Origin of the sequence: Cellulosimicrobium sp. RS, assembly GCF_046159675.1 — a bacterium.
GTDB classification, from domain to species: Bacteria; Actinomycetota; Actinomycetes; order Actinomycetales; family Cellulomonadaceae; genus Cellulosimicrobium; species Cellulosimicrobium funkei.
Genome location: NZ_JBJXVU010000013.1, coordinates 70,239 through 91,297, shown reverse-complemented (window position 1 = coordinate 91,297; position 21,059 = coordinate 70,239). Strand labels below are relative to the sequence as shown.

Annotated in this window: 33 protein-coding genes; all 33 read right to left on the bottom strand. The window is 68.6% G+C overall.

What is annotated here, in order from left to right:
- Positions 1 to 73: 73 nt before the first annotated feature.
- Positions 74 to 1,093 carry a DNA-directed RNA polymerase subunit alpha gene (locus ACI769_RS18165; protein WP_021479760.1) on the bottom strand — a complete coding sequence of 340 codons (1,020 nt, stop codon included), beginning with the start codon at positions 1,091 to 1,093 and terminating at the stop codon, positions 74 to 76.
- A 217-nt stretch (positions 1,094 to 1,310) separates the two neighbouring features.
- Positions 1,311 to 1,715 (bottom strand): 30S ribosomal protein S11, encoded by a 405-nt coding sequence (gene rpsK, locus ACI769_RS18160; RefSeq protein WP_021479759.1) that lies wholly within the window; start codon positions 1,713 to 1,715, stop codon positions 1,311 to 1,313.
- A gap of 113 nt (positions 1,716 to 1,828) precedes the next feature.
- Positions 1,829 to 2,203, bottom strand: coding sequence for a 30S ribosomal protein S13 (gene rpsM / locus ACI769_RS18155; RefSeq protein ID WP_021479758.1), 375 nt, complete (start codon positions 2,201 to 2,203; stop codon positions 1,829 to 1,831).
- A 237-nt stretch (positions 2,204 to 2,440) separates the two neighbouring features.
- Positions 2,441 to 2,554, bottom strand: a complete 114-nt coding sequence (rpmJ, locus tag ACI769_RS18150; RefSeq protein ID WP_009740505.1) for a 50S ribosomal protein L36 — start codon at positions 2,552 to 2,554, stop codon at positions 2,441 to 2,443.
- 96 nt (positions 2,555 to 2,650) lie between these two features.
- A complete protein-coding gene (infA, locus tag ACI769_RS18145; RefSeq protein ID WP_012867920.1) occupies positions 2,651 to 2,872 on the bottom strand; it encodes a translation initiation factor IF-1 in 222 nt (73 codons plus the stop codon).
- Between the two features lie 303 nt (positions 2,873 to 3,175).
- Positions 3,176 to 4,012, bottom strand: coding sequence for a type I methionyl aminopeptidase (gene map, locus ACI769_RS18140; protein ID WP_043651996.1), 837 nt, complete (start codon positions 4,010 to 4,012; stop codon positions 3,176 to 3,178).
- A 40-nt stretch (positions 4,013 to 4,052) separates the two neighbouring features.
- Positions 4,053 to 4,610, bottom strand: a complete 558-nt coding sequence (locus ACI769_RS18135) for an adenylate kinase (RefSeq protein WP_031315308.1) — start codon at positions 4,608 to 4,610, stop codon at positions 4,053 to 4,055.
- A 50-nt stretch (positions 4,611 to 4,660) separates the two neighbouring features.
- Complete coding sequence (gene secY, locus ACI769_RS18130) at positions 4,661 to 5,959, bottom strand: preprotein translocase subunit SecY (RefSeq protein WP_021480441.1); 1,299 nt, start codon at positions 5,957 to 5,959, stop codon at positions 4,661 to 4,663.
- 310 nt (positions 5,960 to 6,269) lie between these two features.
- Positions 6,270 to 6,824: a 50S ribosomal protein L15 gene (gene rplO, locus ACI769_RS18125; RefSeq protein ID WP_074808895.1), complete on the bottom strand. Its 555-nt coding sequence runs from the start codon at positions 6,822 to 6,824 to the stop codon at positions 6,270 to 6,272.
- 2 nt (positions 6,825 to 6,826) lie between these two features.
- Positions 6,827 to 7,009 carry a 50S ribosomal protein L30 gene (rpmD, locus tag ACI769_RS18120; protein ID WP_021480439.1) on the bottom strand — a complete coding sequence of 61 codons (183 nt, stop codon included), beginning with the start codon at positions 7,007 to 7,009 and terminating at the stop codon, positions 6,827 to 6,829.
- A complete protein-coding gene (rpsE, locus tag ACI769_RS18115; RefSeq protein WP_021480438.1) occupies positions 7,009 to 7,665 on the bottom strand; it encodes a 30S ribosomal protein S5 in 657 nt (218 codons plus the stop codon). Before rpsE ends, rpmD begins: the two co-directional genes overlap by 1 nt.
- Before the next feature lie 40 nt (positions 7,666 to 7,705).
- Positions 7,706 to 8,077, bottom strand: a complete 372-nt coding sequence (gene rplR, locus ACI769_RS18110) for a 50S ribosomal protein L18 (RefSeq protein ID WP_021480437.1) — start codon at positions 8,075 to 8,077, stop codon at positions 7,706 to 7,708.
- Between the two features lie 2 nt (positions 8,078 to 8,079).
- Positions 8,080 to 8,616, bottom strand: a complete 537-nt coding sequence (gene rplF / locus ACI769_RS18105; protein ID WP_021480436.1) for a 50S ribosomal protein L6 — start codon at positions 8,614 to 8,616, stop codon at positions 8,080 to 8,082.
- Between the two features lie 19 nt (positions 8,617 to 8,635).
- Positions 8,636 to 9,034 (bottom strand): 30S ribosomal protein S8, encoded by a 399-nt coding sequence (gene rpsH, locus ACI769_RS18100; RefSeq protein ID WP_021480435.1) that lies wholly within the window; start codon positions 9,032 to 9,034, stop codon positions 8,636 to 8,638.
- A gap of 81 nt (positions 9,035 to 9,115) precedes the next feature.
- Positions 9,116 to 9,301, bottom strand: a complete 186-nt coding sequence (locus tag ACI769_RS18095) for a type Z 30S ribosomal protein S14 (RefSeq protein ID WP_021480434.1) — start codon at positions 9,299 to 9,301, stop codon at positions 9,116 to 9,118.
- A 1-nt stretch (position 9,302) separates the two neighbouring features.
- Positions 9,303 to 9,872, bottom strand: a complete 570-nt coding sequence (gene rplE, locus ACI769_RS18090) for a 50S ribosomal protein L5 (protein ID WP_021480433.1) — start codon at positions 9,870 to 9,872, stop codon at positions 9,303 to 9,305.
- On the bottom strand, positions 9,872 to 10,213 hold the full coding sequence (gene rplX / locus ACI769_RS18085) for a 50S ribosomal protein L24 (RefSeq protein WP_021480432.1): 342 nt from the start codon (positions 10,211 to 10,213) through the stop codon (positions 9,872 to 9,874). Before rplX ends, rplE begins: the two co-directional genes overlap by 1 nt.
- Before the next feature lie 2 nt (positions 10,214 to 10,215).
- Complete coding sequence (gene rplN, locus ACI769_RS18080) at positions 10,216 to 10,584, bottom strand: 50S ribosomal protein L14 (protein ID WP_021480431.1); 369 nt, start codon at positions 10,582 to 10,584, stop codon at positions 10,216 to 10,218.
- 206 nt (positions 10,585 to 10,790) lie between these two features.
- Positions 10,791 to 11,081: a 30S ribosomal protein S17 gene (gene rpsQ, locus ACI769_RS18075; RefSeq protein ID WP_021480430.1), complete on the bottom strand. Its 291-nt coding sequence runs from the start codon at positions 11,079 to 11,081 to the stop codon at positions 10,791 to 10,793.
- 11 nt (positions 11,082 to 11,092) lie between these two features.
- Positions 11,093 to 11,329, bottom strand: a complete 237-nt coding sequence (rpmC, locus tag ACI769_RS18070) for a 50S ribosomal protein L29 (RefSeq protein WP_021480429.1) — start codon at positions 11,327 to 11,329, stop codon at positions 11,093 to 11,095.
- Entirely contained in the window at positions 11,329 to 11,748 is a 420-nt protein-coding gene (gene rplP, locus ACI769_RS18065) for a 50S ribosomal protein L16 (RefSeq protein WP_021480428.1), read from the bottom strand. Before rplP ends, rpmC begins: the two co-directional genes overlap by 1 nt.
- Positions 11,749 to 11,751: 3 nt before the next feature.
- Complete coding sequence (gene rpsC, locus ACI769_RS18060; protein ID WP_034654910.1) at positions 11,752 to 12,597, bottom strand: 30S ribosomal protein S3; 846 nt, start codon at positions 12,595 to 12,597, stop codon at positions 11,752 to 11,754.
- Complete coding sequence (gene rplV, locus ACI769_RS18055; RefSeq protein WP_021479879.1) at positions 12,597 to 12,968, bottom strand: 50S ribosomal protein L22; 372 nt, start codon at positions 12,966 to 12,968, stop codon at positions 12,597 to 12,599. Before rplV ends, rpsC begins: the two co-directional genes overlap by 1 nt.
- 58 nt (positions 12,969 to 13,026) lie before the next feature.
- Entirely contained in the window at positions 13,027 to 13,308 is a 282-nt protein-coding gene (rpsS, locus tag ACI769_RS18050; RefSeq protein WP_021479878.1) for a 30S ribosomal protein S19, read from the bottom strand.
- Positions 13,309 to 13,323: 15 nt separating this feature from the next.
- Positions 13,324 to 14,160, bottom strand: coding sequence for a 50S ribosomal protein L2 (gene rplB / locus ACI769_RS18045; RefSeq protein ID WP_021479877.1), 837 nt, complete (start codon positions 14,158 to 14,160; stop codon positions 13,324 to 13,326).
- A gap of 31 nt (positions 14,161 to 14,191) precedes the next feature.
- Positions 14,192 to 14,482, bottom strand: a complete 291-nt coding sequence (rplW, locus tag ACI769_RS18040; protein ID WP_021479876.1) for a 50S ribosomal protein L23 — start codon at positions 14,480 to 14,482, stop codon at positions 14,192 to 14,194.
- Positions 14,479 to 15,183: a 50S ribosomal protein L4 gene (gene rplD / locus ACI769_RS18035; protein WP_034654917.1), complete on the bottom strand. Its 705-nt coding sequence runs from the start codon at positions 15,181 to 15,183 to the stop codon at positions 14,479 to 14,481. Before rplD ends, rplW begins: the two co-directional genes overlap by 4 nt.
- Positions 15,184 to 15,188: 5 nt before the next feature.
- Positions 15,189 to 15,851 carry a 50S ribosomal protein L3 gene (gene rplC / locus ACI769_RS18030; protein ID WP_021479874.1) on the bottom strand — a complete coding sequence of 221 codons (663 nt, stop codon included), beginning with the start codon at positions 15,849 to 15,851 and terminating at the stop codon, positions 15,189 to 15,191.
- A gap of 14 nt (positions 15,852 to 15,865) precedes the next feature.
- On the bottom strand, positions 15,866 to 16,174 hold the full coding sequence (gene rpsJ, locus ACI769_RS18025) for a 30S ribosomal protein S10 (RefSeq protein WP_012867945.1): 309 nt from the start codon (positions 16,172 to 16,174) through the stop codon (positions 15,866 to 15,868).
- 479 nt (positions 16,175 to 16,653) lie between these two features.
- A complete protein-coding gene (gene tuf / locus ACI769_RS18020; RefSeq protein ID WP_021479872.1) occupies positions 16,654 to 17,850 on the bottom strand; it encodes an elongation factor Tu in 1,197 nt (398 codons plus the stop codon).
- A 127-nt stretch (positions 17,851 to 17,977) separates the two neighbouring features.
- Positions 17,978 to 20,080: an elongation factor G gene (fusA, locus tag ACI769_RS18015; RefSeq protein WP_021479871.1), complete on the bottom strand. Its 2,103-nt coding sequence runs from the start codon at positions 20,078 to 20,080 to the stop codon at positions 17,978 to 17,980.
- A gap of 117 nt (positions 20,081 to 20,197) precedes the next feature.
- Positions 20,198 to 20,668 carry a 30S ribosomal protein S7 gene (gene rpsG / locus ACI769_RS18010; RefSeq protein WP_021479870.1) on the bottom strand — a complete coding sequence of 157 codons (471 nt, stop codon included), beginning with the start codon at positions 20,666 to 20,668 and terminating at the stop codon, positions 20,198 to 20,200.
- Positions 20,668 to 21,042: a 30S ribosomal protein S12 gene (gene rpsL / locus ACI769_RS18005; protein ID WP_021479869.1), complete on the bottom strand. Its 375-nt coding sequence runs from the start codon at positions 21,040 to 21,042 to the stop codon at positions 20,668 to 20,670. Before rpsL ends, rpsG begins: the two co-directional genes overlap by 1 nt.
- Between the last annotated feature and the right edge of the window lie 17 nt (positions 21,043 to 21,059).

Genomic DNA, 21,059 nt, shown 5'->3' with positions numbered 1-21,059 from the left:
GGATGTGCTCCTTGGGAAGTGATCGCGCCGCAGGTGCGGACCCGGACGCGCTGAGGTGTCTAGAGCCGCAGGCTCAGTACTGCTGCTCGGTGTCCGAGAACGTCGCCTCGTCGTCGTCGCCGTCGTAGTACGCGGCGGCCGACGGGTCGAAGTCGAGCGGCGAGTCCTTGAGGGACAGGCCGAGCTCGGCGAGCTTCTCCTTCACCTCGTTGATGGACTTCGCACCGAAGTTGCGGATGTCCAGCAGGTCCGCCTCGCTGCGTGCGACGAGCTCGCCCACCTGGTGGATGCCCTCGCGCTTGAGGCAGTTGTACGAGCGGATCGTGAGGTTGAGCTCCTCGATCGGCAGCGCCAGGTCCGCGGCCAGGGCCGCGTCCGTCGGCGACGGACCGATCTCGATGCCCTCGGCCTCGACGTTGAGCTCGCGGGCGAGGCCGAAGAGCTCCACCAGCGTCTTGCCGGCCGACGCGAGCGCGTCGCGCGGCGAGATCGCCGGCTTCGTCTCGACGTCCACGACCAGCTTGTCGAAGTCCGTGCGCTGCTCGACACGCGTCGCCTCGACCTTGTAGGTCACCTTGAGGACCGGCGAGTAGATCGAGTCGACCGGGATCCGGCCGATCTCGGCGTCGAACGACTTGTTCTGCGAGGCCGAGACGTAGCCACGGCCGCGCTCGACGGTCAGCTCGATCTCGAGCTTGCCCTTGTCGTTGAGCGTGGCGATGTGCAGCTCGGGGTTGTGGACCTCCACACCCGCGGGCGGGACGATGTCCGCCGCGGTGACCGCACCAGCACCCTGCTTGCGCAGGTACATCACGACGGGCTCGTCGTTCTCCGAGGAGACGACGAGGTTCTTGATGTTGAGGATGACCTCGGTCACGTCCTCCTTCACACCCGGCACGGTGGTGAACTCGTGGAGCACACCGTCGATGCGGATGGAGGTGACCGCCGCGCCCGGGATGGACGACAGCAGCGTGCGACGCAGCGAGTTGCCGAGCGTGTAGCCGAAGCCGGGCTCCAGCGGCTCGATGGAGAAGCGCGAACGGTTCTCCGAGATGACCTCTTCGGTCAAGGTGGGGCGCTGTGCGATCAGCACTGGTGGTTTCCTTTCGGTGAGCGTCCGCCATATGACGCTGCACGGTTCAAGGCGAGGTGCGTGCCTGCGGCACGCGGCCCCGGCCGGGACTCTGTCCACCCGGCCGGGAAGGGTGCGTCGACCCCGTCAGGAGGCGGCTGCCCCGTGACGGGCGCCGTCGACGGGCTCGGCCGGTCGGTGACCGGGCGGCCCGTCGACGGCACGTCGACGACGAGGGTCAGACGCGACGACGCTTGGGCGGCCGGCACCCGTTGTGCGCCTGCGGCGTCACGTCCTGGATCGAGCCGACCTCGAGGCCGGCCGACTGCAGCGAGCGGATCGCCGTCTCGCGACCCGAGCCCGGGCCCTTGACGAAGACGTCGACCTTCTTCATGCCGTGCTCCTGCGCCTTGCGGGCAGCGGCCTCGGCCGCGAGGCCGGCGGCGAAGGGGGTCGACTTGCGGGAGCCCTTGAAGCCGACGTCGCCGCCGGAGGCCCACGCGATCACGGCGCCCGACGGGTCCGTGATCGACACGATCGTGTTGTTGAACGTGCTCTTGATGTGCGCCTGGCCGGCGGGGACGTTCTTCTTGTCCTTGCGACGAGGCTTGCGCCCAGCGGCGGCGCGAGTCTTGGGAGGCATGTCCTTCTTCTCTCCTGGTCTGAGGTGGTCTGACCGCGGGGATCTCCACCCGGCACGGGACGGACCGTGAGGTCCGCGTCAGTGCGCGAGCAGGGCCCGCCCTGCGGACTGGCTCAGCGGGCCTTCTTCTTGCCGGCCACGGTGCGCTTCGGTCCCTTGCGCGTACGCGCGTTGGTCTTCGTGCGCTGGCCGCGCACGGGCAGGCCGCGGCGGTGACGCAGGCCCTGGTAGGTGCCGATCTCGACCTTGCGGCGGATGTCGGCGGCCACCTCACGACGAAGGTCACCCTCGAGCTTGTAGTTGCCCTCGAGGTAGTCGCGGAGCGCGACGAGCTCGGCGTCGCCGAGGTCCTTCACGCGGGCGTCCGGGCTGATGCCGGTGGCGGCCAGCGTCTGCTGGGCGCGGGTACGGCCGACGCCGTAGATGTAGGTGAGCGCGACCTCGAGCCGCTTGTCGCGGGGGAGGTCGACGCCGATGAGACGTGCCATGTGCCTTTCGGCTCCTCGTGCTTCGTCGGAGGTCTGTCGCACCGCCCTCCCACGGGGAGCTCCGTGGGCCCCGGCCTCCGAGCCGGGGGTTCCCCTGCCTGTGGCGTTCTCCTCCCGGACTCGCGTCCGGGGTGCCGAGCAGGTTCGTGGTGGTGCGCTGGTGGCCGGCCGTCGTCGTGACGGGCGGCCTGGTGACCGCGGTCCCGGAGGACCGTCACCCGTGGCGCAGGTGAGGGCTCAGCCCTGGCGCTGCTTGTGCCGCAGGTTCTCGCAGATCACCATGACGCGACCGTGCCGGCGGATCACCTTGCACTTGTCGCAGATCTTCTTGACGCTGGGCTTGACCTTCATCTTCGTTCCCTCAGTGGTGCCCCGCTCCGGGCGCGACCGACGAGCGGCCCCGGTGGTCCCGGGTGCGAGGCGGGTGAGTGGGTGGACGCGTGACGACTACTTGTAGCGGTAGACGATCCGGCCGCGGGACAGGTCGTACGGGCTCAGCTCGACCACGACCCGGTCCTCGGGGAGGATCCGGATGTAGTGCTGGCGCATCTTGCCCGAGATGTGCGCGAGAACCTTGTGCCCGTTGGCCAGCTCCACGCGGAACATCGCGTTCGGCAGGGCCTCGACCACGCTGCCCTCGATCTCGATGACACCGTCCTTCTTTGCCATGTCCTCCGCTAACTCTCGTCTGAACTGCTAGGACTCCCGCGCACGCCCGACCCGAGGGTCGTCCGATCGTGGGAGGTGCGTGGAGCCGCGTGCGGTGGTCGGTCGCCCGGGTCCCGAGGGACGGGGGCCGGATGAACGACGTGCACGGACTACACCCGACGGACCATCCTACGGCATCCGGCAAGGGACGGGAAACCGTGGCGGGTCGTGCGCGCGGTGCGACGCGTCACTCCCCCGTCGTGCGGGGTGCCGTCGGGCGCTGCCGGACGGGAGCGAGGCGGCCCGCGACAGGCCGGTGCGCGGTCAGGCCGCGAGCGGTGCGACGCGCACGCCGAGCTCCGCGAGCTCCGCGGCGCCGCCGTCGGGCGCGGTGAGGACCCAGATGCCCTCGTCGAGGATCGCGACGCTGTGCTCCCAGTGCGCGGCACGGGTGCCGTCGTCGGTCACGACCGTCCAGTCGTCCTCGCACACCTCGGTGAACCGCTCGCCCCGCGTGAGCATCGGCTCGATCGCGAGGCACATGCCCGGGCGCAGCCGCGGGCCCTTCTCACGCGTGCGGTAGTTCGGGACGTCCGGGGGCTGGTGCATCGCGGACCCGATCCCGTGGCCGACGTAGTCCTCGACGATGCCGTAGGTCACGCCGTCCGACTCCCCCGAGACACGCACCGAGTCCTCGATGGCGGCCCCGACGTCGCACAGCCGCTCGCTCGTCGCGAGGGCGGCGATCCCGGCCCACATGGCGCGGCGCGTCGCCTCGACGAGCGCCTCGTCCTGCGGGTCGCCCTCGCCGAGCACGAACGAGACCGCCGAGTCGCCGTGCCAGCCGTCGACGACGGCCCCGCAGTCGACGGAGACGACGTCGCCCGGGCGCAGCTCGCGCGGCCCGGGGATGCCGTGGACGACCTCGTCGTTCACCGACACGCAGAGCGACGCCGGGTAGCCCTCGTACCCGAGGAACGACGGCGTCGCCCCGGCGTCGGCGATGACCGCGGCGGCGAGCGCGTCGAGGTCGGCGGTCGTCATGCCCGGTCGGACGGCGTCGCGCACCGTCCCGAGCGCGCGCGCCACGACGAGGCCGGCGCTGCGCATGGACCGGACCTGGTCGTGCGTCTTGTACTCGATGCGCTCGCGACCGAACACCCTGCTGCTCCTCAGAACCGACGGAAAGACGTGCGGGCGCTCAGCCGACGAGCGCGGTCAGCGCCGACACGATGCGGCCGGTGACCTCGTCGATGTCGCCGATCCCGTCGACGCGCACCAGCAGGCCGCGGTCCGCGTAGGCGGAGGTGAGCGGCGCCGTCTGCTCCGCGTAGATGTCGAGGCGGCGCGCGATGGCCTCCTCCGTGTCGTCCTCGCGGCCCTCGATCTCCGCGCGCTTCGCGAGGCGCGCGAGCAGCTCGTCGCGGTCGGCGGTGAGCTCCACGACGCCGTCCAGCGCGACGCCCAGGTCGGCGAGGATCGCGTCGAGCTCGACGACCTGGGCCGCGTTGCGCGGGTAGCCGTCGAGGATGAACCCCTGCGCGGCGTCGTCCTGCGCGAGACGGTCGCGGACCATCGCGTTCGTCACCGAGTCGGGGACGAGGTCGCCCTTCGCGGTGTACTCCTGCGCGAGGCGGCCGAGCTCCGTGCCGCCCTTGATGTTCGCCCGGAAGATGTCGCCGGTCGAGATCGCCGGGATGGACAGCTGCTCGGCGAGCCGGGCGGCCTGCGTCCCCTTGCCCGCGCCCTGCGGGCCCATGATGACGAGGCGCGCGGGGCGCGCGGCGGACTGGCCGTCGGTGGCGTTGCTCAACGGAGGAACCCTTCGTAGTGGCGCTGCTGCAGCTGGGAGTTGATCTGCTTGACCGTCTCCAGGCCGACGCCGACGACGATGATGATCGAGGAGCCACCGAACGGGATGTTCGTGCTCACGCCGAGCCCGATGAGGACCAGCGTCGGCAGCAGTGCGACGAGCGCGAGGTAGATGGCACCCGCGGAGGTGATGCGGGTGATGACGTAGTCGAGGTACTCGGCGGTGGGCCGGCCGGCACGGATGCCCGGGATGAAGCCGCCGTACTTCTTCATGTTGTCTGCGACCTCGTCCGGGTTGAACGTGATCGACGTGTAGAAGAAGCAGAAGAACAGGATCATCAGCACGTACAGCAGGATGTGCAGCGGCGCGGACGGGTCGGCCAGGTTGGTGCTGATCCAGATCACCCAGTCGGCGCTCTGGTCGCCGAACTGCGCGATGAGGCCCGGGACCGCGAGCAGCGAGGCCGCGAAGATCACCGGGATGACGCCCGCCATGTTGATCTTGATCGGGATGTAGGTGCTCGAGCCGCCGTACATGCGGCGACCGACCATGCGCTTGGCGTACTGCACCGGCACGCGGCGCTGCGACTGCTCGACGAACACGACCAGCCCGATGACGAGCACGATGACCGCGATCATGATGATGAAGTTCGTCGCGCCGTTCGCGCCGCCGGCGATCGACCACAGGGCGGTCGGGAAGCTCGCGGCGATGGACGTGAAGATGAGCAGCGACATGCCGTTGCCGACGCCGCGCTCCGTGATGAGCTCGCCGAGCCACATGATGAGGCCGGTGCCCGCGGTCATCGTGATGACCATGAGGGCCATCGTGACGAAGCTGGCGTCCGGGATGACGTCGACGGAGCAGCCCTGGAAGAGCAGGCCGTTGCGCGCCGTCGTGATGACGGTCGTCGACTGGAGGATGGCGAGCGCGATCGTCAGGTAGCGCGTGTACTGCGTGAGCTTCGCCTGGCCCGACTGGCCCTCCTTGTGGAGCGCCTCGAAGCGAGGGATCACGACGCGCAGCAGCTGGACGATGATGCTCGCGGTGATGTACGGCATGATGCCGAGCGCGAAGATCGACAGCTGGAGCAGCGCGCCGCCGCTGAAGAGGTTGACCAGGCTGAGCAGGTCGTTGCCGTCGGCGGTCTCCGCGATGCACTGCTGCACGTTGGGGTAGTCCACGCCGGGCGTGGGGATGAACGACCCCACCCGGAAGATCGCCATGATCGCGATCGTGAACAGCAGCTTGCGCCGCAGGTCGGGCGTCCGGAAAGCCCGGGCGAATGCGCTGAGCACCTATCCTCCTGGCCCGCCGAGGCGGGATGTCGTGTCGCCGGGAGGCCCGGCGAGGTGTGACGCACGGCACGGGCGCCAAGAGGCACCCTAGCCGTAGCGCCGCGTCGAACGGCAAGTCGGTCCCGATCACCGGACGGGCCGGCCGTGGACCTGGGAGTGACGGCGGTCACCCCCGGGGTGCGGGGAGACAGCCGTCGGAGAGTCTAGACCGTGGTGCGCTGCCGGACGGACCACGGGTCGTGCAGGGAGGCACCCTCAGACGCGGACAGGGCCGACGGCGCGTACGCGCCACCGGCCCTGTCCAGGGGTGTCAGTCCTCCGAGACCGAACCGCCGGCCGCGAGGATCTTCTCGCGAGCCGCGCCCGAGAGGGCGTCGACCGCGACCTCGAGCTTGACGGTGATCTCACCCGTGCCGAGCACCTTCACGAGCTGGCCCTTGCGGACCGCGCCCTTCGCGACGAGGTCCTCGACGGTGACCTGGCCACCCTCGGGGTACAGCGCCGCGAGCTTGTCCAGGTTCACGACCTGGTACTCGGTGCGGAACGGGTTCTTGAAGCCGCGCAGCTTCGGGAGGCGCATGTGCAGAGGCATCTGCCCACCCTCGAAGCGCTCGGGAACCTGGTAACGAGCCTTCGTACCCTTGGTACCGCGGCCCGCCGTCTTACCCTTCGACGCCTCACCACGACCCACGCGGGTCTTGGCCTTCTTGGCGCCGGGAGCCGGACGCAGGTGGTGGACCTTGAGCGTGCCGCCGGCACCCTCGGTCTGCGCGGGGGTCTGCTCGGCCTTCGCCGGAGCCGACGCCTTCGCAGCGGTCTTCTTCTTCGGAGCCTCGGCGGTCTCCTTGGTGGCCTTCTCAGCCATGGTCACTCGACCTCCTCAACGGTGACGAGGTGCGCCACCGTCGCGACCATGCCGCGGATCTCCGGGCGGTCCTCCTTCACGGCGGTGTCGCCGATCCGCTTGAGGCCCAGAGTGCGCAGCGTGTCGCGCTGGTTCTGCTTGCCGCCGATGGCGGACTTCGTCTGGGTCACCTTGAGCCTGGCCATCAGGCGTTCACCCCCGCAGCACGGGCACGCAGGAGCGCGGCCGGGGCCACGTCCTCGAGCGGGAGACCACGGCGCGCGGCGACAGCCTCAGGCTGCTCCAGGTTGCGCAGGGCCTCGACGGTCGCGTGCACGATGTTGATCGCGTTGGACGAGCCGAGCGACTTGCTCAGCACGTCGTGGATGCCCGCGCACTCCAGCACGGCGCGCACCGGACCACCGGCGATCACACCGGTACCCGGAGCGGCCGGACGGAGGAACACGACGCCGGCGGCGGCCTCACCCTGGATGGGGTGCGGGATGGTGCCCTGGATGCGCGGGACCTTGAAGAAGTTCTTCTTGGCCTCCTCGACACCCTTGGCGATCGCCGCGGGCACCTCCTTCGCCTTGCCGTAGCCGACGCCGACGGTGCCGTCGCCGTCGCCCACCACGACGAGCGCGGTGAAGCTGAAGCGGCGGCCGCCCTTGACGACCTTGGAGACGCGGTTGATGGTGACGACGCGCTCGACGAAGGCGTTCTTCTCGGCTGCGTCGCCACGGCGACCGTCGCGACGGTCACCGCGACGGTCGTCGCGGCGCCCCCCGCGCGCGTTCTGGTCGCTCGACTCGTTGGCGGCACCCGTGGGGGCGCCGGTGTTGCTGCGCTGCCCTGCAGCCATCAGAGAATCCTTTGCTTCCGTGTGGGGATGGTCGGCGTCGTCACAGGGACAGACCGCCCTCGCGAGCGCCGTCGGCGACCGCAGCGACCCGACCGTGGTACTTGTTGCCACCACGGTCGAAGACGACGGAGTCGACGCCCTTGGCCTTCGCACGCTCGGCGACGAGCTCGCCGACCTTGCGGGCCTTGGCGCTCTTGTCGCCGTCGAGCGCACGCAGGTCCGCCTCGAGCGACGAGGCCGACGCGAGCGTCTGACCGATCGTGTCGTCCACGACCTGAGCCGTGATGTGACGCGTGGAACGCGTCACCACGAGGCGCGGACGACCGGCGGTCCCCTTGATCTTCTTGCGCAGGCGCAGGTGCCGGCGCTGACGCGCGACGGCCTTGCCCTTGCCGAGAACCTTCAGAGCCATCGTTACTTACCAGCCTTTCCAGCCTTGCGGCGGACGACCTCGCCGGCGTAACGCACACCCTTGCCCTTGTACGGCTCGGGCTTGCGGATCTTGCGGATGTTCGCTGCGATCTCGCCGACCTGCTGCTTGTCGATGCCGGAGACCGAGAACTTCGTCGGGCTCTCGACCGCGAACGTGATGCCCGCGGGCGGGGTCACGACGACCGGGTGGCTGAAGCCGAGGGCGAACTCGAGGTCCGAGCCCTTGGCCGTCACGCGGTAACCGGTGCCGACGATCTCGAGCTTCTTCTCGTAGCCCTGCGTCACGCCCTGGACGAGGTTCGCCAGGAGGGTGCGGGTCAGGCCGTGCAGCGCGCGGGACTCGCGCTCGTCGTTCGGGCGCGACACCACGAGGGTGCCGTCCTCCTGAGCGACCTGGATGGGGGCGGGCACGTGGTGCTCGAGCGAGCCCTTGGGGCCCTTCACGGTCACGAGCGCGCCGCTGATGGTGACGTCCACTCCGGCGGGAACCGGAACGGGGATCTTGCCGATTCGAGACATGGCGTATCTCCTTTCCGGGTTACCAGACGTAGGCGAGGACTTCGCCGCCCACGCCCTTCGTGGCGGCCTGCTTGTCGGTGAGCAGACCGGAGGACGTGGACAGGATCGCCACGCCCAGGCCGCCGAGAACCTTCGGCAGCTCGGTGGACTTGACGTACTTGCGCAGGCCGGGCTTCGACACGCGGCGCACGCCGGCGAGGCTGCGCTCACGGTTCGGGCCGAACTTGAGCTGGATGGTGAGGTTCTTGCCCACCGTCGCGTCCTCGACGCTCCAGCCGGAGATGTAGCCCTCGGCCTGGAGGATCTCGGCAATGTGCGACTTCAGCTTCGAGTACGGCATGGTCACCGTCTCGTGGTAAGCCGAGTTCGCGTTCCGCAGACGCGTCAGCATGTCTGCGATCGGGTCGGTCATCGTCATCGGGCTCTAGCCCTTCCTCGACGTGGTATCCGGGCGGGGCGCGTCGAGCGACGCGCTCCGCCAGGACCTACGACGTAGTTGTTACCAGCTGCTCTTGGTGACGCCCGGAAGCTCACCACGGTGGGCCATCTCGCGCACGCAGATGCGGCACAGGCCGAACTTGCGGTACACCGAGTGCGGGCGACCGCACTTCTGGCACCGGGTGTAGGCGCGGACCGCGAACTTCGGCTTGGCGGCCGCCTTGTTGATCAGGGCCTTCTTCGCCATGTCAGTTCTCCTTGAAGGGGAAGCCGAGACGGCGCAGCAGGGAGCGGCCCTCGTCATCGGTCGTCGCCGTGGTCACGATCGTGATGTCCATACCGCGGACACGGTCGATCTTGTCCTGGTCGATCTCGTGGAACATCGACTGCTCCGTGAGACCGAACGTGTAGTTGCCGTTCCCGTCGAACTGCTTGGGCGACAGGCCGCGGAAGTCGCGGATGCGCGGCAGGGCGATCGACAGCAGGCGGTCCAGGAACTCCCACATGCGGTCGCCGCGCAGCGTGACGTGCGCGCCGATCGGCATGCCCTCGCGCAGCTTGAACTGCGCGATGGACTTGCGGGCCTTGGTCACCTGCGGCTTCTGGCCGGTGATCGCGGACAGGTCGCGGATGGCGCCCTCGATGAGCTTCGAGTCCTTGGCGGCGTCACCGACACCCATGTTCACGACGATCTTCGTGACGCGGGCGACCTGGTTGACGTTCTCGTGCCCGAACTCCTCGCGCAGACCGGCGACGATCTCCTCGCGGTAGCGCTGCTTCAGGCGGGGCACCTCGGGGGCGACGATCTCGGTGCTCATCAGATGTCCTTCCCGGAGCGCTTGGCGACACGCACGCGCACGGTGCGCTTGCGGCCGTCACGCTCGACCTCTTCGGTGCGGTACCCGACGCGGGTGCCCTTCTTGGTCTCCGGGTCGACGACCATCACGTTGCTGATGTGGATCGGGGCCTCGACGGTCTCGATCCCACCGGTCCGCGTGCCGCGCTGCGACTGGCCGACCTTGGTGTGCTTGGTGACGCGCTGGACGCCCTCGACGATGACGCGGTCACGGTCGGTGAGCACCTCGAGGACGCGCCCCTGCTTGCCCTTGTCCTTGCCCGCGATGACGACGACGAGGTCGCCCTTCTTGATCTTGGCCATGGTCAGAGCACCTCCGGAGCCAGCGAGATGATCTTCATGAACCGCTTGTCGCGCAGCTCGCGCCCGACCGGGCCGAAGATGCGCGTCCCGCGCGGCTCGCCGTCGTTCTTGAGGATCACGGCGGCGTTCTCGTCGAACTTGATGTAGGAACCGTCCGGACGACGGCGCTCCTTGGCGGTGCGGACGACGACGGCCTTGACCACGTCGCCCTTCTTCACGTTGCCGCCCGGGATCGCGTCCTTGACGGTTGCGACGATGACGTCGCCGATTCCGGCGTAGCGACGGCCCGAGCCACCGAGAACACGGATGCAGAGAATCTCCTTGGCACCCGTGTTGTCGGCGACACGAAGTCGCGACTCCTGCTGGATCATGTAATGAACTCCTGTCGTCGAGCCGGTTCTCGCCGGGGGCGAGCCTTGCCGAACGGATAGCTGTCAGTGCCGGGTCCCTCGCGGGTGAACCGGCCAGGACCGGGCGGTGGACCCGCCCGACCTGTCCTCACTGGTTGCCGCACCGCGGTGCGGCACGAGAGCGGTCGTGACGAGCGAGCCGGGGCCCGCCCGTCACGACCGGTGGATCACTTGGCCTTCTCGAGGATCTCCGCGAGGCGCCACCGCTTGGTCGCGGACAGCGGGCGGGTCTCCATGATGAGCACCAGGTCGCCCACGCCGGCAGAGTTCTGCTCGTCGTGCGCCTTGACCTTGCTCGTGCGGCGGATGACCTTGCCGTAGAGCGGGTGCTTGACCCGGTCCTCGACCTCGACCACCACGGTCTTGTCCATCTTGTCGCTCACGACGTAGCCGCGGCGCGTCTTGCGGTGCGCGCGCTCCTCGGCCGCCTCGGGCGCGTTCGTTGCGTTCTCGCTCATTCCAGCCTCACTCACTCGGCGCTCGGCGCGGTTCGGATGCCGAGCTCGCGCTCACGCAGGATCGTGTAGATCCGCGCGATGTCGCGGCGGACGGCCTTGAGGCGCCCGTGGCTCTCCAGCTGGCCGGTGGCCGACTGGAAGCGGAGGTTGAAGAGCTCCTCCTTGACCTTCTTGAGCTCGGCGACGAGCGTCTCGTCGTCCATGGCGTCGAGGTCGACGGGGGCGAGCCCCTTCGTTCCGATTGCCATCAGTTGCCACCACCCTCGCGCACCACGAAACGGCACTTCATCGGGAGCTTGTGGATCGCGCGGCGCATGGCCTCGCGAGCCAGGTCCTCCGGGACACCCGCCAGCTCGAAGACGATCCGGCCGGGCTTGACATTGGCGACCCACCACTCGGGCGAACCCTTACCGGAACCCATGCGGGTCTCGGCAGGCTTCTTGGTCAGGGGACGGTCCGGGTAGATGTTGATCCAGACCTTGCCGCCACGCTTGATGTGGCGGGTCATCGCGATACGAGCAGCCTCGATCTGGCGGTTCGTCACGTACGCCGGCTCGAGAGCCTGGATGCCGTACTCGCCGAACGAGATCTGGGTGCCACCCTTCGCCGCGCCGGAGCGCGACGGGTGGTGCTGCTTGCGGTGCTTGAGCCTGCGCGGGATCAGCATGACTCAGGCCTCCGTTCCGGTCTCAGGGGCCTTCGCCTCCGCGGCGGGAGCAGCCTGCTCGGGCGCCGCCGGCGACTCGGACGCGGGGGTCCGCTCGGCCGAACGCTCGGGACGACGGCCGCCACCACGACGGTCGCCGCCGCGCTCACCGCGCGGGCCGCCACGGCCCTGGCGCGGAGCGGCCGTGGCCTGCTGCGCGGCGAACTCCTTCTCGGTGACGTCGCCCTTGTAGATCCACACCTTCACGCCGATGCGGCCGAACGTGGTGCGGGCCTCGAAGAAGCCGTAGTCGATGTACGCGCGCAGCGTGTGCAGCGGCACACGACCCTCGCGGTAGAACTCCGACCGGCTCATCTCCGCGCCACCGAGGCGGCCGGAGACCTGCACGCGGATGCCCTTCGCGCCGGCGCGCTGCGCGGACTGGATGCCCTTGCGCATGGCACGACGGAACGAGACGCGGCTCGCGAGCTGCTCGGCGATGCCCTGCGCGACGAGCTGCGCGTCCGTCTCGGCGTTCTTCACCTCGAGGATGTTGAGCTGCACCTGCTTGCCGGTGAGCTTCTCGAGCTCGCCGCGGATGCGGTCGGCCTCGGCGCCGCGGCGGCCGATGACGATGCCCGGGCGCGCCGTGTGGATGTCCACGCGGACGCGGTCACGGGTGCGCTCGATCTCGACCTTGGAGATGCCGGCGCGCTCGAGACCCGTGCTCATGAGCTTGCGGATCTGGACGTCCTCGCGGACGTAGTCGCGGTACCGCTGGCCGGGCTTGGTGCTGTCGGCGAACCAGCGCGACCGGTGGTCGGTGGTGATGCCGAGGCGGTACCCGTGCGGGTGAACCTTCTGTCCCACTATCGGGCACTTCCCTTCGTGTTCTCACGCGGAGCGACGACCACGGTGATGTGGCTGGTGCGCTTGAGGATGCGGTTCGCACGGCCCTGGGCCCGCGGGCGGAAACGCTTGAGGGTCGGGCCCTCGTCGACGAACGCCTCACGCACGACGAGCTCCTGCTCCTCGAACGCTTCGCTCGCGCGGTCCGCCTTCACCCGGGCGTTGGCGATGGCGCTCTCCACGACCTTGCGGACGGGCTCGCTCGCCGCCTGCGGTGCGAACTTCAGCACCGCGACGGCCTCGGAGGCCTGCTTGCCACGGATGAGGTCCACGACGCGCCGGGCCTTCTGGGGCGTGACACGGACGAACCGCGCCTGCGCCTTGGCTTCCATTGCTGTCCTGCCTTCTTGTCTCTTGACCGTCCAGGTCGTCACCAGACTGACCCGGGGGTCAGCGGCGACGACCCTTCTTGTCGTCCTTCACGTGGCCGCGGAAGGTCCGCGTGGGAGCGAACTCGCCGAGCTTGTGGCCGACCATCGACTCGGTGACGAACACCGGCGTGTGCTTGCGACCGTCGTGCACGGCGAACGTGTGACCGAGGAAGTCGGGCGTGATGACCGACCGACGGGACCAGGTCTTGATGACGTTCTTGGTCCCCTTCTCGTTCTGAGCGTCCACCTTCTTCTGCAGGTGGTCGTCGACGAAGGGGCCCTTCTTCAGGCTACGAGGCATGTCTCCAGGCTCCTATCAGCGCTTCTTGCCGGTACGGCGACGACGCACGATCAGCTTGTCGCTCGGCTTGTTGGGACGGCGGGTACGACCCTCCGGCTGGCCCCACGGGCTCACCGGGTGGCGACCACCGGAGGTCTTGCCCTCACCACCACCGTGCGGGTGGTCGATCGGGTTCATGGCGACACCGCGGACGGTCGGGCGCTTGCCCTTCCAGCGCATGCGGCCGGCCTTGCCCCAGTTGATGTTCGACTGCTCGGCGTTGCCGACCTCGCCGACCGTCGCGCGGCAGCGCAGGTCGACGTTGCGGATCTCGCCGGAGGGCATGCGCAGCTGCGCGTACGGCCCGTCCTTGGCGACGAGCTGCACGGACGCACCGGCCGAGCGGGCGATCTTCGCGCCGCCACCGGGCTTGAGCTCGATGGCGTGGATGACCGTACCGGTCGGGATGTTGCGCAGCGGCAGGTTGTTGCCGGGCTTGATGTCCGCGCCCGCGCCCGCCTCGACGACGTCGCCCTGCTTGAGCTTGGCCGGCGCGACGATGTAGCGCTTCTCGCCGTCCGCGTAGTGCAGGAGCGCGATGCGCGCGGTGCGGTTGGGGTCGTACTCGATGTGCGCGACCTTCGCCGGCACGCCGTCCTTGTCGTGACGACGGAAGTCGATCACGCGGTACGCACGCTTGTGGCCACCACCCTTGTGACGGGTGGTGATACGACCGGAGCTGTTGCGGCCGCCGCTCTTGGAGAGCGGGCGGACCAGAGACTTCTCCGGCTGCGAGCGCGTGATCTCGGCGAAGTCGGCGACGCTCGAGCCGCGGCGGCCGGGCGTCGTCGGCTTGTACTTACGGATTCCCATGGGGATCTGTCCTCAATCTGCTCTCGTCGGCTCAGCCGAAGATGTCGATCGTGCCCTCGCGGAGGGTGACGATCGCACGCTTGGTGTCCTTGCGCTTGCCCAGGCCGAAACGCGTGCGACGCGTCTTGCCCTTGCGGTTGATCGTGTTCACCGAGGCGACCTTGACCGAGAAGATCTGCTCGACGGCGATCTTGATCTCGGTCTTGTTGGCCCGCGGGTCGACGACGAACGTGTACTTGCCCTCGTCGAGCAGGCCGTAGCTCTTCTCGGAGACGACCGGCGCGAGGATCACGTCACGGGGGTCCTTGGTCACGGTGGTCACTTCGCGGCCTCCTCGGCAGCAGTCTCGTCCGCCTCGGTGGAGGTGGCGACGGCCTTCGCGGAGCGACCCGTGGCCGGGCCCGTCAGGAACGCGTCGAGCGCGCCCTGCGTGAAGACGACGTCGTCGGAGACGAGCACGTCGTAGGTGTTGAGCTGGTCGGCCACCAGGAGGTGGACCTGCTCGACGTTCCGCAGCGACTTGATCGTCAGCTCGTCGCCACGCTCGGTGACGACGAGGACGTGCTTGCGCCCGGAGAGCTTGGCGAGCGTCGTGACGGCGGTCTTGGTCGACGGCACGCCGTCGACGCCGAAGCCGGTCACCACGTGGACGCGGCCGTTGCGGGCGCGGTCCGAGAGGGCACCGCGGAGCGCGGCGGCCTTCATCTTCTTGGGCGTCCGCTGGTCGTACGAGCGCGGCGTGGGGCCGTGGACGACGCCACCGCCGGCGAACTGCGGCGCACGGGTCGAACCCTGGCGGGCGCGGCCGGTGCCCTTCTGCTTGTACGGCTTGCGACCACCACCGCGGACCTCGCCGCGGGACTTGGTGTCGTGGGTGCCCTGGCGTGCGGCAGCACGCTGGGCGACGACGACCTGGTGGATCAGCGGGACGTTGAGCTCGACGTCGAACACCTCGGCGGGGAGCTCGGCGGTGCCGGCCTTCTTGCCCTTGGGGTCCAGCACGTCAACGGTCAGAGCGGACATGGGGTTCACGCTCCCTTCGCGGCGCTGCGCACGAGGACGACGCCGCCCTTGGGGCCGGGAACCGCGCCCTTGACGAGCAGCAGACCCTTCTCGGCGTCGACCGCGTGGACGGTCAGGTTCTGGGTGGTCTGACGGACGTTGCCCATCCGACCGGCCATGCGCAGGCCCTTGAAGACTCGCGACGGGGTCGAGGCCCCACCGATCGAGCCGGGCTTGCGGTGGTTGCGGTGCGAGCCGTGGGAGGCACCCACGCCGGAGAAGCCGTGACGCTTCATGACACCGGCGGTGCCCTTGCCCTTGGTCGTGCCCACGACGTCGACCACGGCGCCGGCCTCGAAGGCCTCCGCGGTGATCTCCTGGCCGAGCGAGTACTCGGTGGCGTCGGTGGTGCGGACCTCGGCGACGTGACGACGCGGCGTGACGCCGGCCTTCTCGAAGTGGCCCTTGAGCGGCTTCGTGACCTTGCGCGGGTCGATCTGGCCGTAGGCGAGCTGCACGGCGGCGTAGCCGTCGGCGTCCGACGTGCGCACCTGCGTCACGACGTTCGTGCCGACCGCGACGACGGTGACGGGCACGAGGCGCCCGGCCTCGTCCCAGAGCTGCGTCATCCCGAGCTTCGTGCCGAGCACCGCGGTGACCGGGCGCGCGTTCTGCTGGGGGGTAGTCATGATGTCCTCCAGCCTCAGAGCTTGATCTCGATGTTCACGTCAGCCGGCAGGTCGAGACGCATGAGCGAGTCGACCGCCTTCGGCGTGGGATCGATGATGTCGATCAGCCGCTTGTGCGTGCGCATCTCGAAGTGCTCGCGGCTGTCCTTGTACTTGTGAGGCGACCGGATGACGCAGAAGACGTTCTTCTCCGTCGGCAGCGGCACCGGACCCACGACCGTTGCACCAGCGCGCGTCACCGTGTCGACGATCTTGCGCGCCGAGCTGTCGATGACCTCGTGGTCGTAGGACTTGAGCCGGATGCGGATCTTCTGTCCCGCCATGGCGTCGTCTGACTCTCTCTCTCGAACCGCTAGCTGTCCGACCCCCGCGCTCGGGCGTGTCGCGTAGTCGCGACGCACCTGGGCGCACACGCCAAGAGGCGCAGGGCCGTTGGATATGTGGACTCCCGCCGGGCTCCGTGCTGACGCACGGCTCCGCGAACCGGACCACAACGTTTGTGCGAGCCTGTCGGAACGTGTGTTCCGCGGGGTACTCGATCCATGGCGACACAGAGAGCTCAACCCGCAGACCCGGGAGAAGTCCCGGGGTCCTGGCCCTCGGCGAGAGGACCGGTTCAACACACTGTTCGACACGTGAAAGAGCGCACCCGTAACAGGCAACCTGAACAGTCTGCCACACGAAGCCGCCGTCGTCCAAGTCGGGACGACGCGACGCCGGTGTGACGGTGACCGCAGGCCGAAGGCCCGGCCCCGCGGACGGGACCGGGCCTTCGACGAGGTGCTGCAGAGGCAGCGTCAGATCACTTGAGGATCTTGGTGACGCGGCCCGAGCCGACGGTGCGGCCACCCTCACGGATGGCGAAGCCGAGGCCCTCCTCCATGGCGATCGGCTGGATCAGCTCGACCGTCATCTCGGTGTTGTCACCGGGCATGACCATCTCGGTGCCCTCGGGCAGCGTGATGACGCCGGTGACGTCCGTCGTGCGGAAGTAGAACTGCGGACGGTAGTTCGAGTAGAACGGGTTGTGACGGCCGCCCTCGTCCTTGCCCAGGATGTAGACCTGCGCCTCGAACTGCGTGTGCGGGGTGATCGAGCCCGGCTTCACGACGACCTGGCCGCGCTCGACGTCCTCGCGCTTGATGCCGCGCAGGAGCAGACCGGTGTTGTCGCCGGCCTGAGCCTGGTCCATCTGCTTGTGGAACGTCTCGATGCCCGTGACCGTGGTCTTCTGGGGCGAGCGGATGCCGACGATCTCGACGTCCGAGTTGAGGTCGAGCGTGCCACGCTCCACCTTGCCGGTGACGACGGTGCCACGACCGGTGATCGTGAAGACGTCCTCGACGGGCATGAGGAACGGCTTGTCGAGCTCGCGGACGGGCTCGGGCACGTTCTCGTCCACGGCCTCCATGAGCTCGAGGATCTTCGCGGTCCACTCGGGGTCGCCCTCGAGCGCCTTGAGACCGGAGACGCGCACGACCGGCGCGTTGTCACCGTCGAACTCCTGCGAGGAGAGGAGCTCGCGCACCTCCATCTCGACGAGCTCGAGGATCTCCTCGTCGTCGACCATGTCGGACTTGTTGAGCGCCACGAGCAGGTACGGCACGCCGACCTGGCGGGCGAGCAGGACGTGCTCGCGCGTCTGGGCCATCGGGCCGTCGGTCGCGGCGACCACCAGGATCGCGCCGTCCATCTGGGCGGCACCGGTGATCATGTTCTTGATGTAGTCGGCGTGACCCGGGGCGTCGACGTGCGCGTAGTGGCGCTTCGGCGTCTCGTACTCGATGTGCGCGATGTTGATCGTGATACCGCGCTGCTTCTCCTCGGGAGCCGCGTCGATCTCGTCGAAGTTGCGCTGCGTGTTCGCCGGCAGGTCCGGGTACGTGTCCGCGAGCGTCTTCGAGATCGCTGCCGTCAGCGTCGTCTTACCGTGGTCGACGTGACCGATGGTGCCGACGTTGACGTGCGGCTTGGTCCGCTCGAACTTGGCCTTAGCCACTGGGGTCCTCCTGGGACTTGGGTAGATGTGCCGAACGTTGCGAATGTCGACCGAGAGATCCTACATCCGCGGGGCGTTGCGGTTTCCTACAGGTTGATGGTTGTGCGGGTCTTCGACCTGTGGGGACTCACTCGCCCCGGGTCTTCTTGATGATCTCTTCGGCAACGTTCCGAGGAACCTCGGCGTAGTTGTCGAACTGCATCGAGTACACCGCACGACCCTGGGTCTTGGACCGGAGGTCACCGATGTACCCGAACATCTCTGACAACGGTACGTGGGCCCGGACGACCTTCACACCCGTCGCGTCCTCCATGGACTGGATCATTCCACGACGTGAGTTCAGGTCGCCGATGACGTCGCCCATGTACTCCTCGGGCGTACGCACCTCGACCGCCATCACCGGCTCCAGCAGAACCGGGTCCGCCCGCTTGACGCCCTCCTTGAGGACCATCGAGCCGGCGATCTTGAACGCCATCTCCGAGGAGTCGACCTCGTGGTAGGCGCCGTCGAGCAGGATCGCCTTCACCCCGACCAGCGGGAAGCCGGCGAGCACGCCGAGCTCCATCGCGGACTGGATGCCGGCGTCGACGCTGGGGATGTACTCGCGCGGGATGCGACCACCGGTGACGGCGTTGGAGAACTCGTAGAGCTCGCCCTCGGACGTGTCGAGCGGCTCGAAGGTCACCTGGACCTTCGCGAACTGCCCGGACCCACCGGTCTGCTTCTTGTGCGTGTACTCGATCTTCTCGGCCTTGCGGCGGATCGTCTCGCGGTACGCGACCTGCGGCTTGCCGACGTTCGCCTCGACCTTGAACTCGCGACGCATGCGGTCGACGAGGATGTCGAGGTGGAGCTCGCCCATGCCGCCGATGACGGTCTGGCCGGTCTCGTCGTCCAGCTTCACGCGGAAGGTCGGGTCCTCCTCGGCGAGCTTCTGGATCGCCGTGGAGAGCTTCTCCTGGTCGGCCTTCGTCTTCGGCTCGATCGCCACGTCGATGACGGGCTCGGGGAAGCTCATCGACTCGAGGATGACCGGGTTCGCCATGTCGCTCAGCGTGTCGCCGGTCGTGGTGTCCTTGAGGCCGATGACCGCGTAGATGTGACCGGCGCTCGCCTCGTCGACCGGGTTCTCCTTGTTGGAGTGCATCTGGAAGATCTTGCCGACGCGCTCCTTCTTGCCCTTGGTCGAGTTCGCGACCTGCTGGCCGGGCTCGACGCGACCGGAGTACACGCGCACGTAGGTGAGCTTGCCGAAGAACGGGTGCGCCGCGACCTTGAAGGCGAGCGCGGAGAACGGCTCCGAGGCGTCGGGGTGACGCTGGATGACCTTCTCCTCGTCCTTCGGGTCGTGACCGTCGATGGCCGGCACGTCGAGGGGCGACGGCAGGTAGTCGATGACCGCGTCGAGCATGGGCTGGACGCCCTTGTTCTTGAACGCGGAGCCGCACAGGACCGGGAACGCCTCGCCCGCGATGACGAGCTTGCGGATGCCGGCCTTGAGCTCGGCGATCGTCAGCTCCTCGCCACCGAGGTACTTCTCGAGCAGCTCCTCGTCGGCCTCGGCGACGGCCTCGACGAGCTCGCTGCGGTACTGCTGGGCCTTCTCGACCAGGTCCGCGGGGATCTCCTCGGTGTCGTACGCCTCGCCGAGCTGGGTCTCCCCGTGCCAGACGAGCGCCTTCATCTCGAGCAGGTCCACGACACCGGTGAAGTCGCTCTCGGCCCCGATCGGGAGCTGGATGACCAGCGGCTTCGCCTTGAGGCGGTTGATGATCGTGTCGACGGTGAAGTAGAAGTCCGCGCCGAGCTTGTCCATCTTGTTGACGAAGCAGATGCGCGGGACGTTGTACTTGTCCGCCTGGCGCCACACCGTCTCAGACTGCGGCTCGACGCCCTCCTTGCCGTCGAAGACGGCGACGGCGCCGTCGAGCACGCGCAGGGAGCGCTCGACCTCGACCGTGAAGTCGACGTGGCCGGGCGTGTCGATGATGTTGATCTGGTTCTTGTTCCAGTAGCACGAGACGGCGGCGGACGTAATGGTGATGCCGCGCTCCTTCTCCTGCTCCATCCAGTCGGTCGTGGACGCGCCGTCGTGCGTCTCGCCGAGCTTGTAGTTCACACCCGTGTAGAACAGGATGCGCTCGGTGGTCGTGGTCTTCCCGGCATCGATGTGGGCCATGATGCCGATGTTGCGGACCTTGCTCAGGTCGGTCAGCACGTCAAGTGCCACGGTCTGCTTCCCTCGTTAGATGGGTTGAGTCGGGGGCGCTGCTCGGACCGGGATGACCGGCCTCGGACCCGCCGACAGCCCCGGGGACGCTCCGGTCCCCGGGGCCCGTCGTGCGGACTACCAGCGGTAGTGGGCGAAGGCCTTGTTGGACTCCGCCATCTTGTGCATGTCCTCGCGGCGCTTGACCGCGGCGCCGAGGCCGTTGCTGGCGTCGAGGATCTCGTTCATGAGGCGCTCCGTCATGGTCTTCTCGCGACGGGCGCGCGAGTAGTCCGTGAGCCAGCGCAGCGCGAGGGTCGTCGCACGCGCCGGGCGCACCTCGACCGGGACCTGGTAGGTCGCACCACCGACGCGGCGCGAGCGGACCTCGAGCGCCGGGCGGACGTTCTCGAGCGCGCGCTTGAGCACGACGACCGGGTCGCCGTCCGTCTTCGCCCGGACGCCCTCGAGGGCGCCGTAGACGATCGACTCGGCGGTGGACTTCTTGCCGTCGAGCAGCACCTTGTTGATGAGCTGCGTGACGACGGGAGACCCGTAGACCGGGTCGACGATGAGCGGCCGCTTCGGGGCCGGGCCCTTGCGAGGCATCAGCTCTTCTCCTTCTTGGCGCCGTAGCGGCTGCGGGCCTGCTTGCGGTTCTTCACGCCCTGCGTGTCGAGCGCGCCGCGCACGATCTTGTAGCGCACACCCGGGAGGTCCTTCACACGACCGCCGCGCACGAGCACGATGGAGTGCTCCTGGAGGTTGTGGCCGACGCCGGGGATGTAGGCCGTGACCTCGACCTGGGAGGAGAGCTTCACGCGAGCGACCTTGCGCAGCGCGGAGTTCGGCTTCTTCGGGGTGGTGGTGTACACGCGCGTGCACACACCGCGCCGCTGCGGGGAGCCCTTGAGGGCGGGAGTCTTGGACTTCCCCACCTTCGAGGTCCGCCCCTTGCGGACGAGCTGCTGGATCGTAGGCACTACGTCTCCGTGTCTTC

Bases quoted from the DNA above. Each gene is read 5' to 3' on its own strand.
- rpsQ (WP_021480430.1), bottom strand. From the start codon at position 11,081: ATGAGCGAGAACGCAACGAACGCGCCCGAGGCGGCCGAGGAGCGCGCG.
- rplP (WP_021480428.1), bottom strand. From the start codon at position 11,748: ATGCTGATCCCGCGCAGGCTCAAGCACCGCAAGCAGCACCACCCGTCG.
- ACI769_RS18095 (WP_021480434.1), bottom strand. From the start codon at position 9,301: ATGGCGAAGAAGGCCCTGATCAACAAGGCGGCCGCCAAGCCGAAGTTC.
- rpmD (WP_021480439.1), bottom strand. From the start codon at position 7,009: ATGGCCAGGCTCAAGGTGACCCAGACGAAGTCCGCCATCGGCGGCAAG.
- rpsH (WP_021480435.1), bottom strand. From the start codon at position 9,034: ATGACGATGACCGACCCGATCGCAGACATGCTGACGCGTCTGCGGAAC.
- rplB (WP_021479877.1), bottom strand. From the start codon at position 14,160: ATGGGAATCCGTAAGTACAAGCCGACGACGCCCGGCCGCCGCGGCTCG.
- rplN (WP_021480431.1), bottom strand. From the start codon at position 10,584: ATGATCCAGCAGGAGTCGCGACTTCGTGTCGCCGACAACACGGGTGCC.
- rpsG (WP_021479870.1), bottom strand. From the start codon at position 20,668: ATGCCTCGCAAGGGCCCGGCCCCGAAGCGGCCGCTCATCGTCGACCCG.
- rpsS (WP_021479878.1), bottom strand. From the start codon at position 13,308: ATGCCTCGTAGCCTGAAGAAGGGCCCCTTCGTCGACGACCACCTGCAG.
- rplO (WP_074808895.1), bottom strand. From the start codon at position 6,824: ATGGCTGAGAAGGCCACCAAGGAGACCGCCGAGGCTCCGAAGAAGAAG.
- rpsM (WP_021479758.1), bottom strand. From the start codon at position 2,203: ATGGCACGTCTCATCGGCGTCGACCTCCCCCGCGACAAGCGGCTCGAG.
- ACI769_RS18135 (WP_031315308.1), bottom strand. From the start codon at position 4,610: ATGGGCCCGCAGGGCGCGGGCAAGGGGACGCAGGCCGCCCGGCTCGCC.
- rpsK (WP_021479759.1), bottom strand. From the start codon at position 1,715: ATGCCTCCCAAGACTCGCGCCGCCGCTGGGCGCAAGCCTCGTCGCAAG.
- rplV (WP_021479879.1), bottom strand. From the start codon at position 12,968: ATGGAAGCCAAGGCGCAGGCGCGGTTCGTCCGTGTCACGCCCCAGAAG.
- rplR (WP_021480437.1), bottom strand. From the start codon at position 8,077: ATGGCTCTGAAGGTTCTCGGCAAGGGCAAGGCCGTCGCGCGTCAGCGC.
- rpmJ (WP_009740505.1), bottom strand. From the start codon at position 2,554: ATGAAGGTCAAGCCCAGCGTCAAGAAGATCTGCGACAAGTGCAAGGTG.
- rplX (WP_021480432.1), bottom strand. From the start codon at position 10,213: ATGGCCAAGATCAAGAAGGGCGACCTCGTCGTCGTCATCGCGGGCAAG.
- rpsJ (WP_012867945.1), bottom strand. From the start codon at position 16,174: ATGGCGGGACAGAAGATCCGCATCCGGCTCAAGTCCTACGACCACGAG.
- rpmC (WP_021480429.1), bottom strand. From the start codon at position 11,329: ATGGCAATCGGAACGAAGGGGCTCGCCCCCGTCGACCTCGACGCCATG.
- rplF (WP_021480436.1), bottom strand. From the start codon at position 8,616: ATGTCTCGAATCGGCAAGATCCCCGTTCCGGTTCCCGCCGGAGTGGAC.
- rplD (WP_034654917.1), bottom strand. From the start codon at position 15,183: ATGTCCGCTCTGACCGTTGACGTGCTGGACCCCAAGGGCAAGAAGGCC.
- rplE (WP_021480433.1), bottom strand. From the start codon at position 9,872: ATGAGCACCGAGATCGTCGCCCCCGAGGTGCCCCGCCTGAAGCAGCGC.
- infA (WP_012867920.1), bottom strand. From the start codon at position 2,872: ATGGCAAAGAAGGACGGTGTCATCGAGATCGAGGGCAGCGTGGTCGAG.
- rplC (WP_021479874.1), bottom strand. From the start codon at position 15,851: ATGACTACCCCCCAGCAGAACGCGCGCCCGGTCACCGCGGTGCTCGGC.
- rpsE (WP_021480438.1), bottom strand. From the start codon at position 7,665: ATGGCTGCAGGGCAGCGCAGCAACACCGGCGCCCCCACGGGTGCCGCC.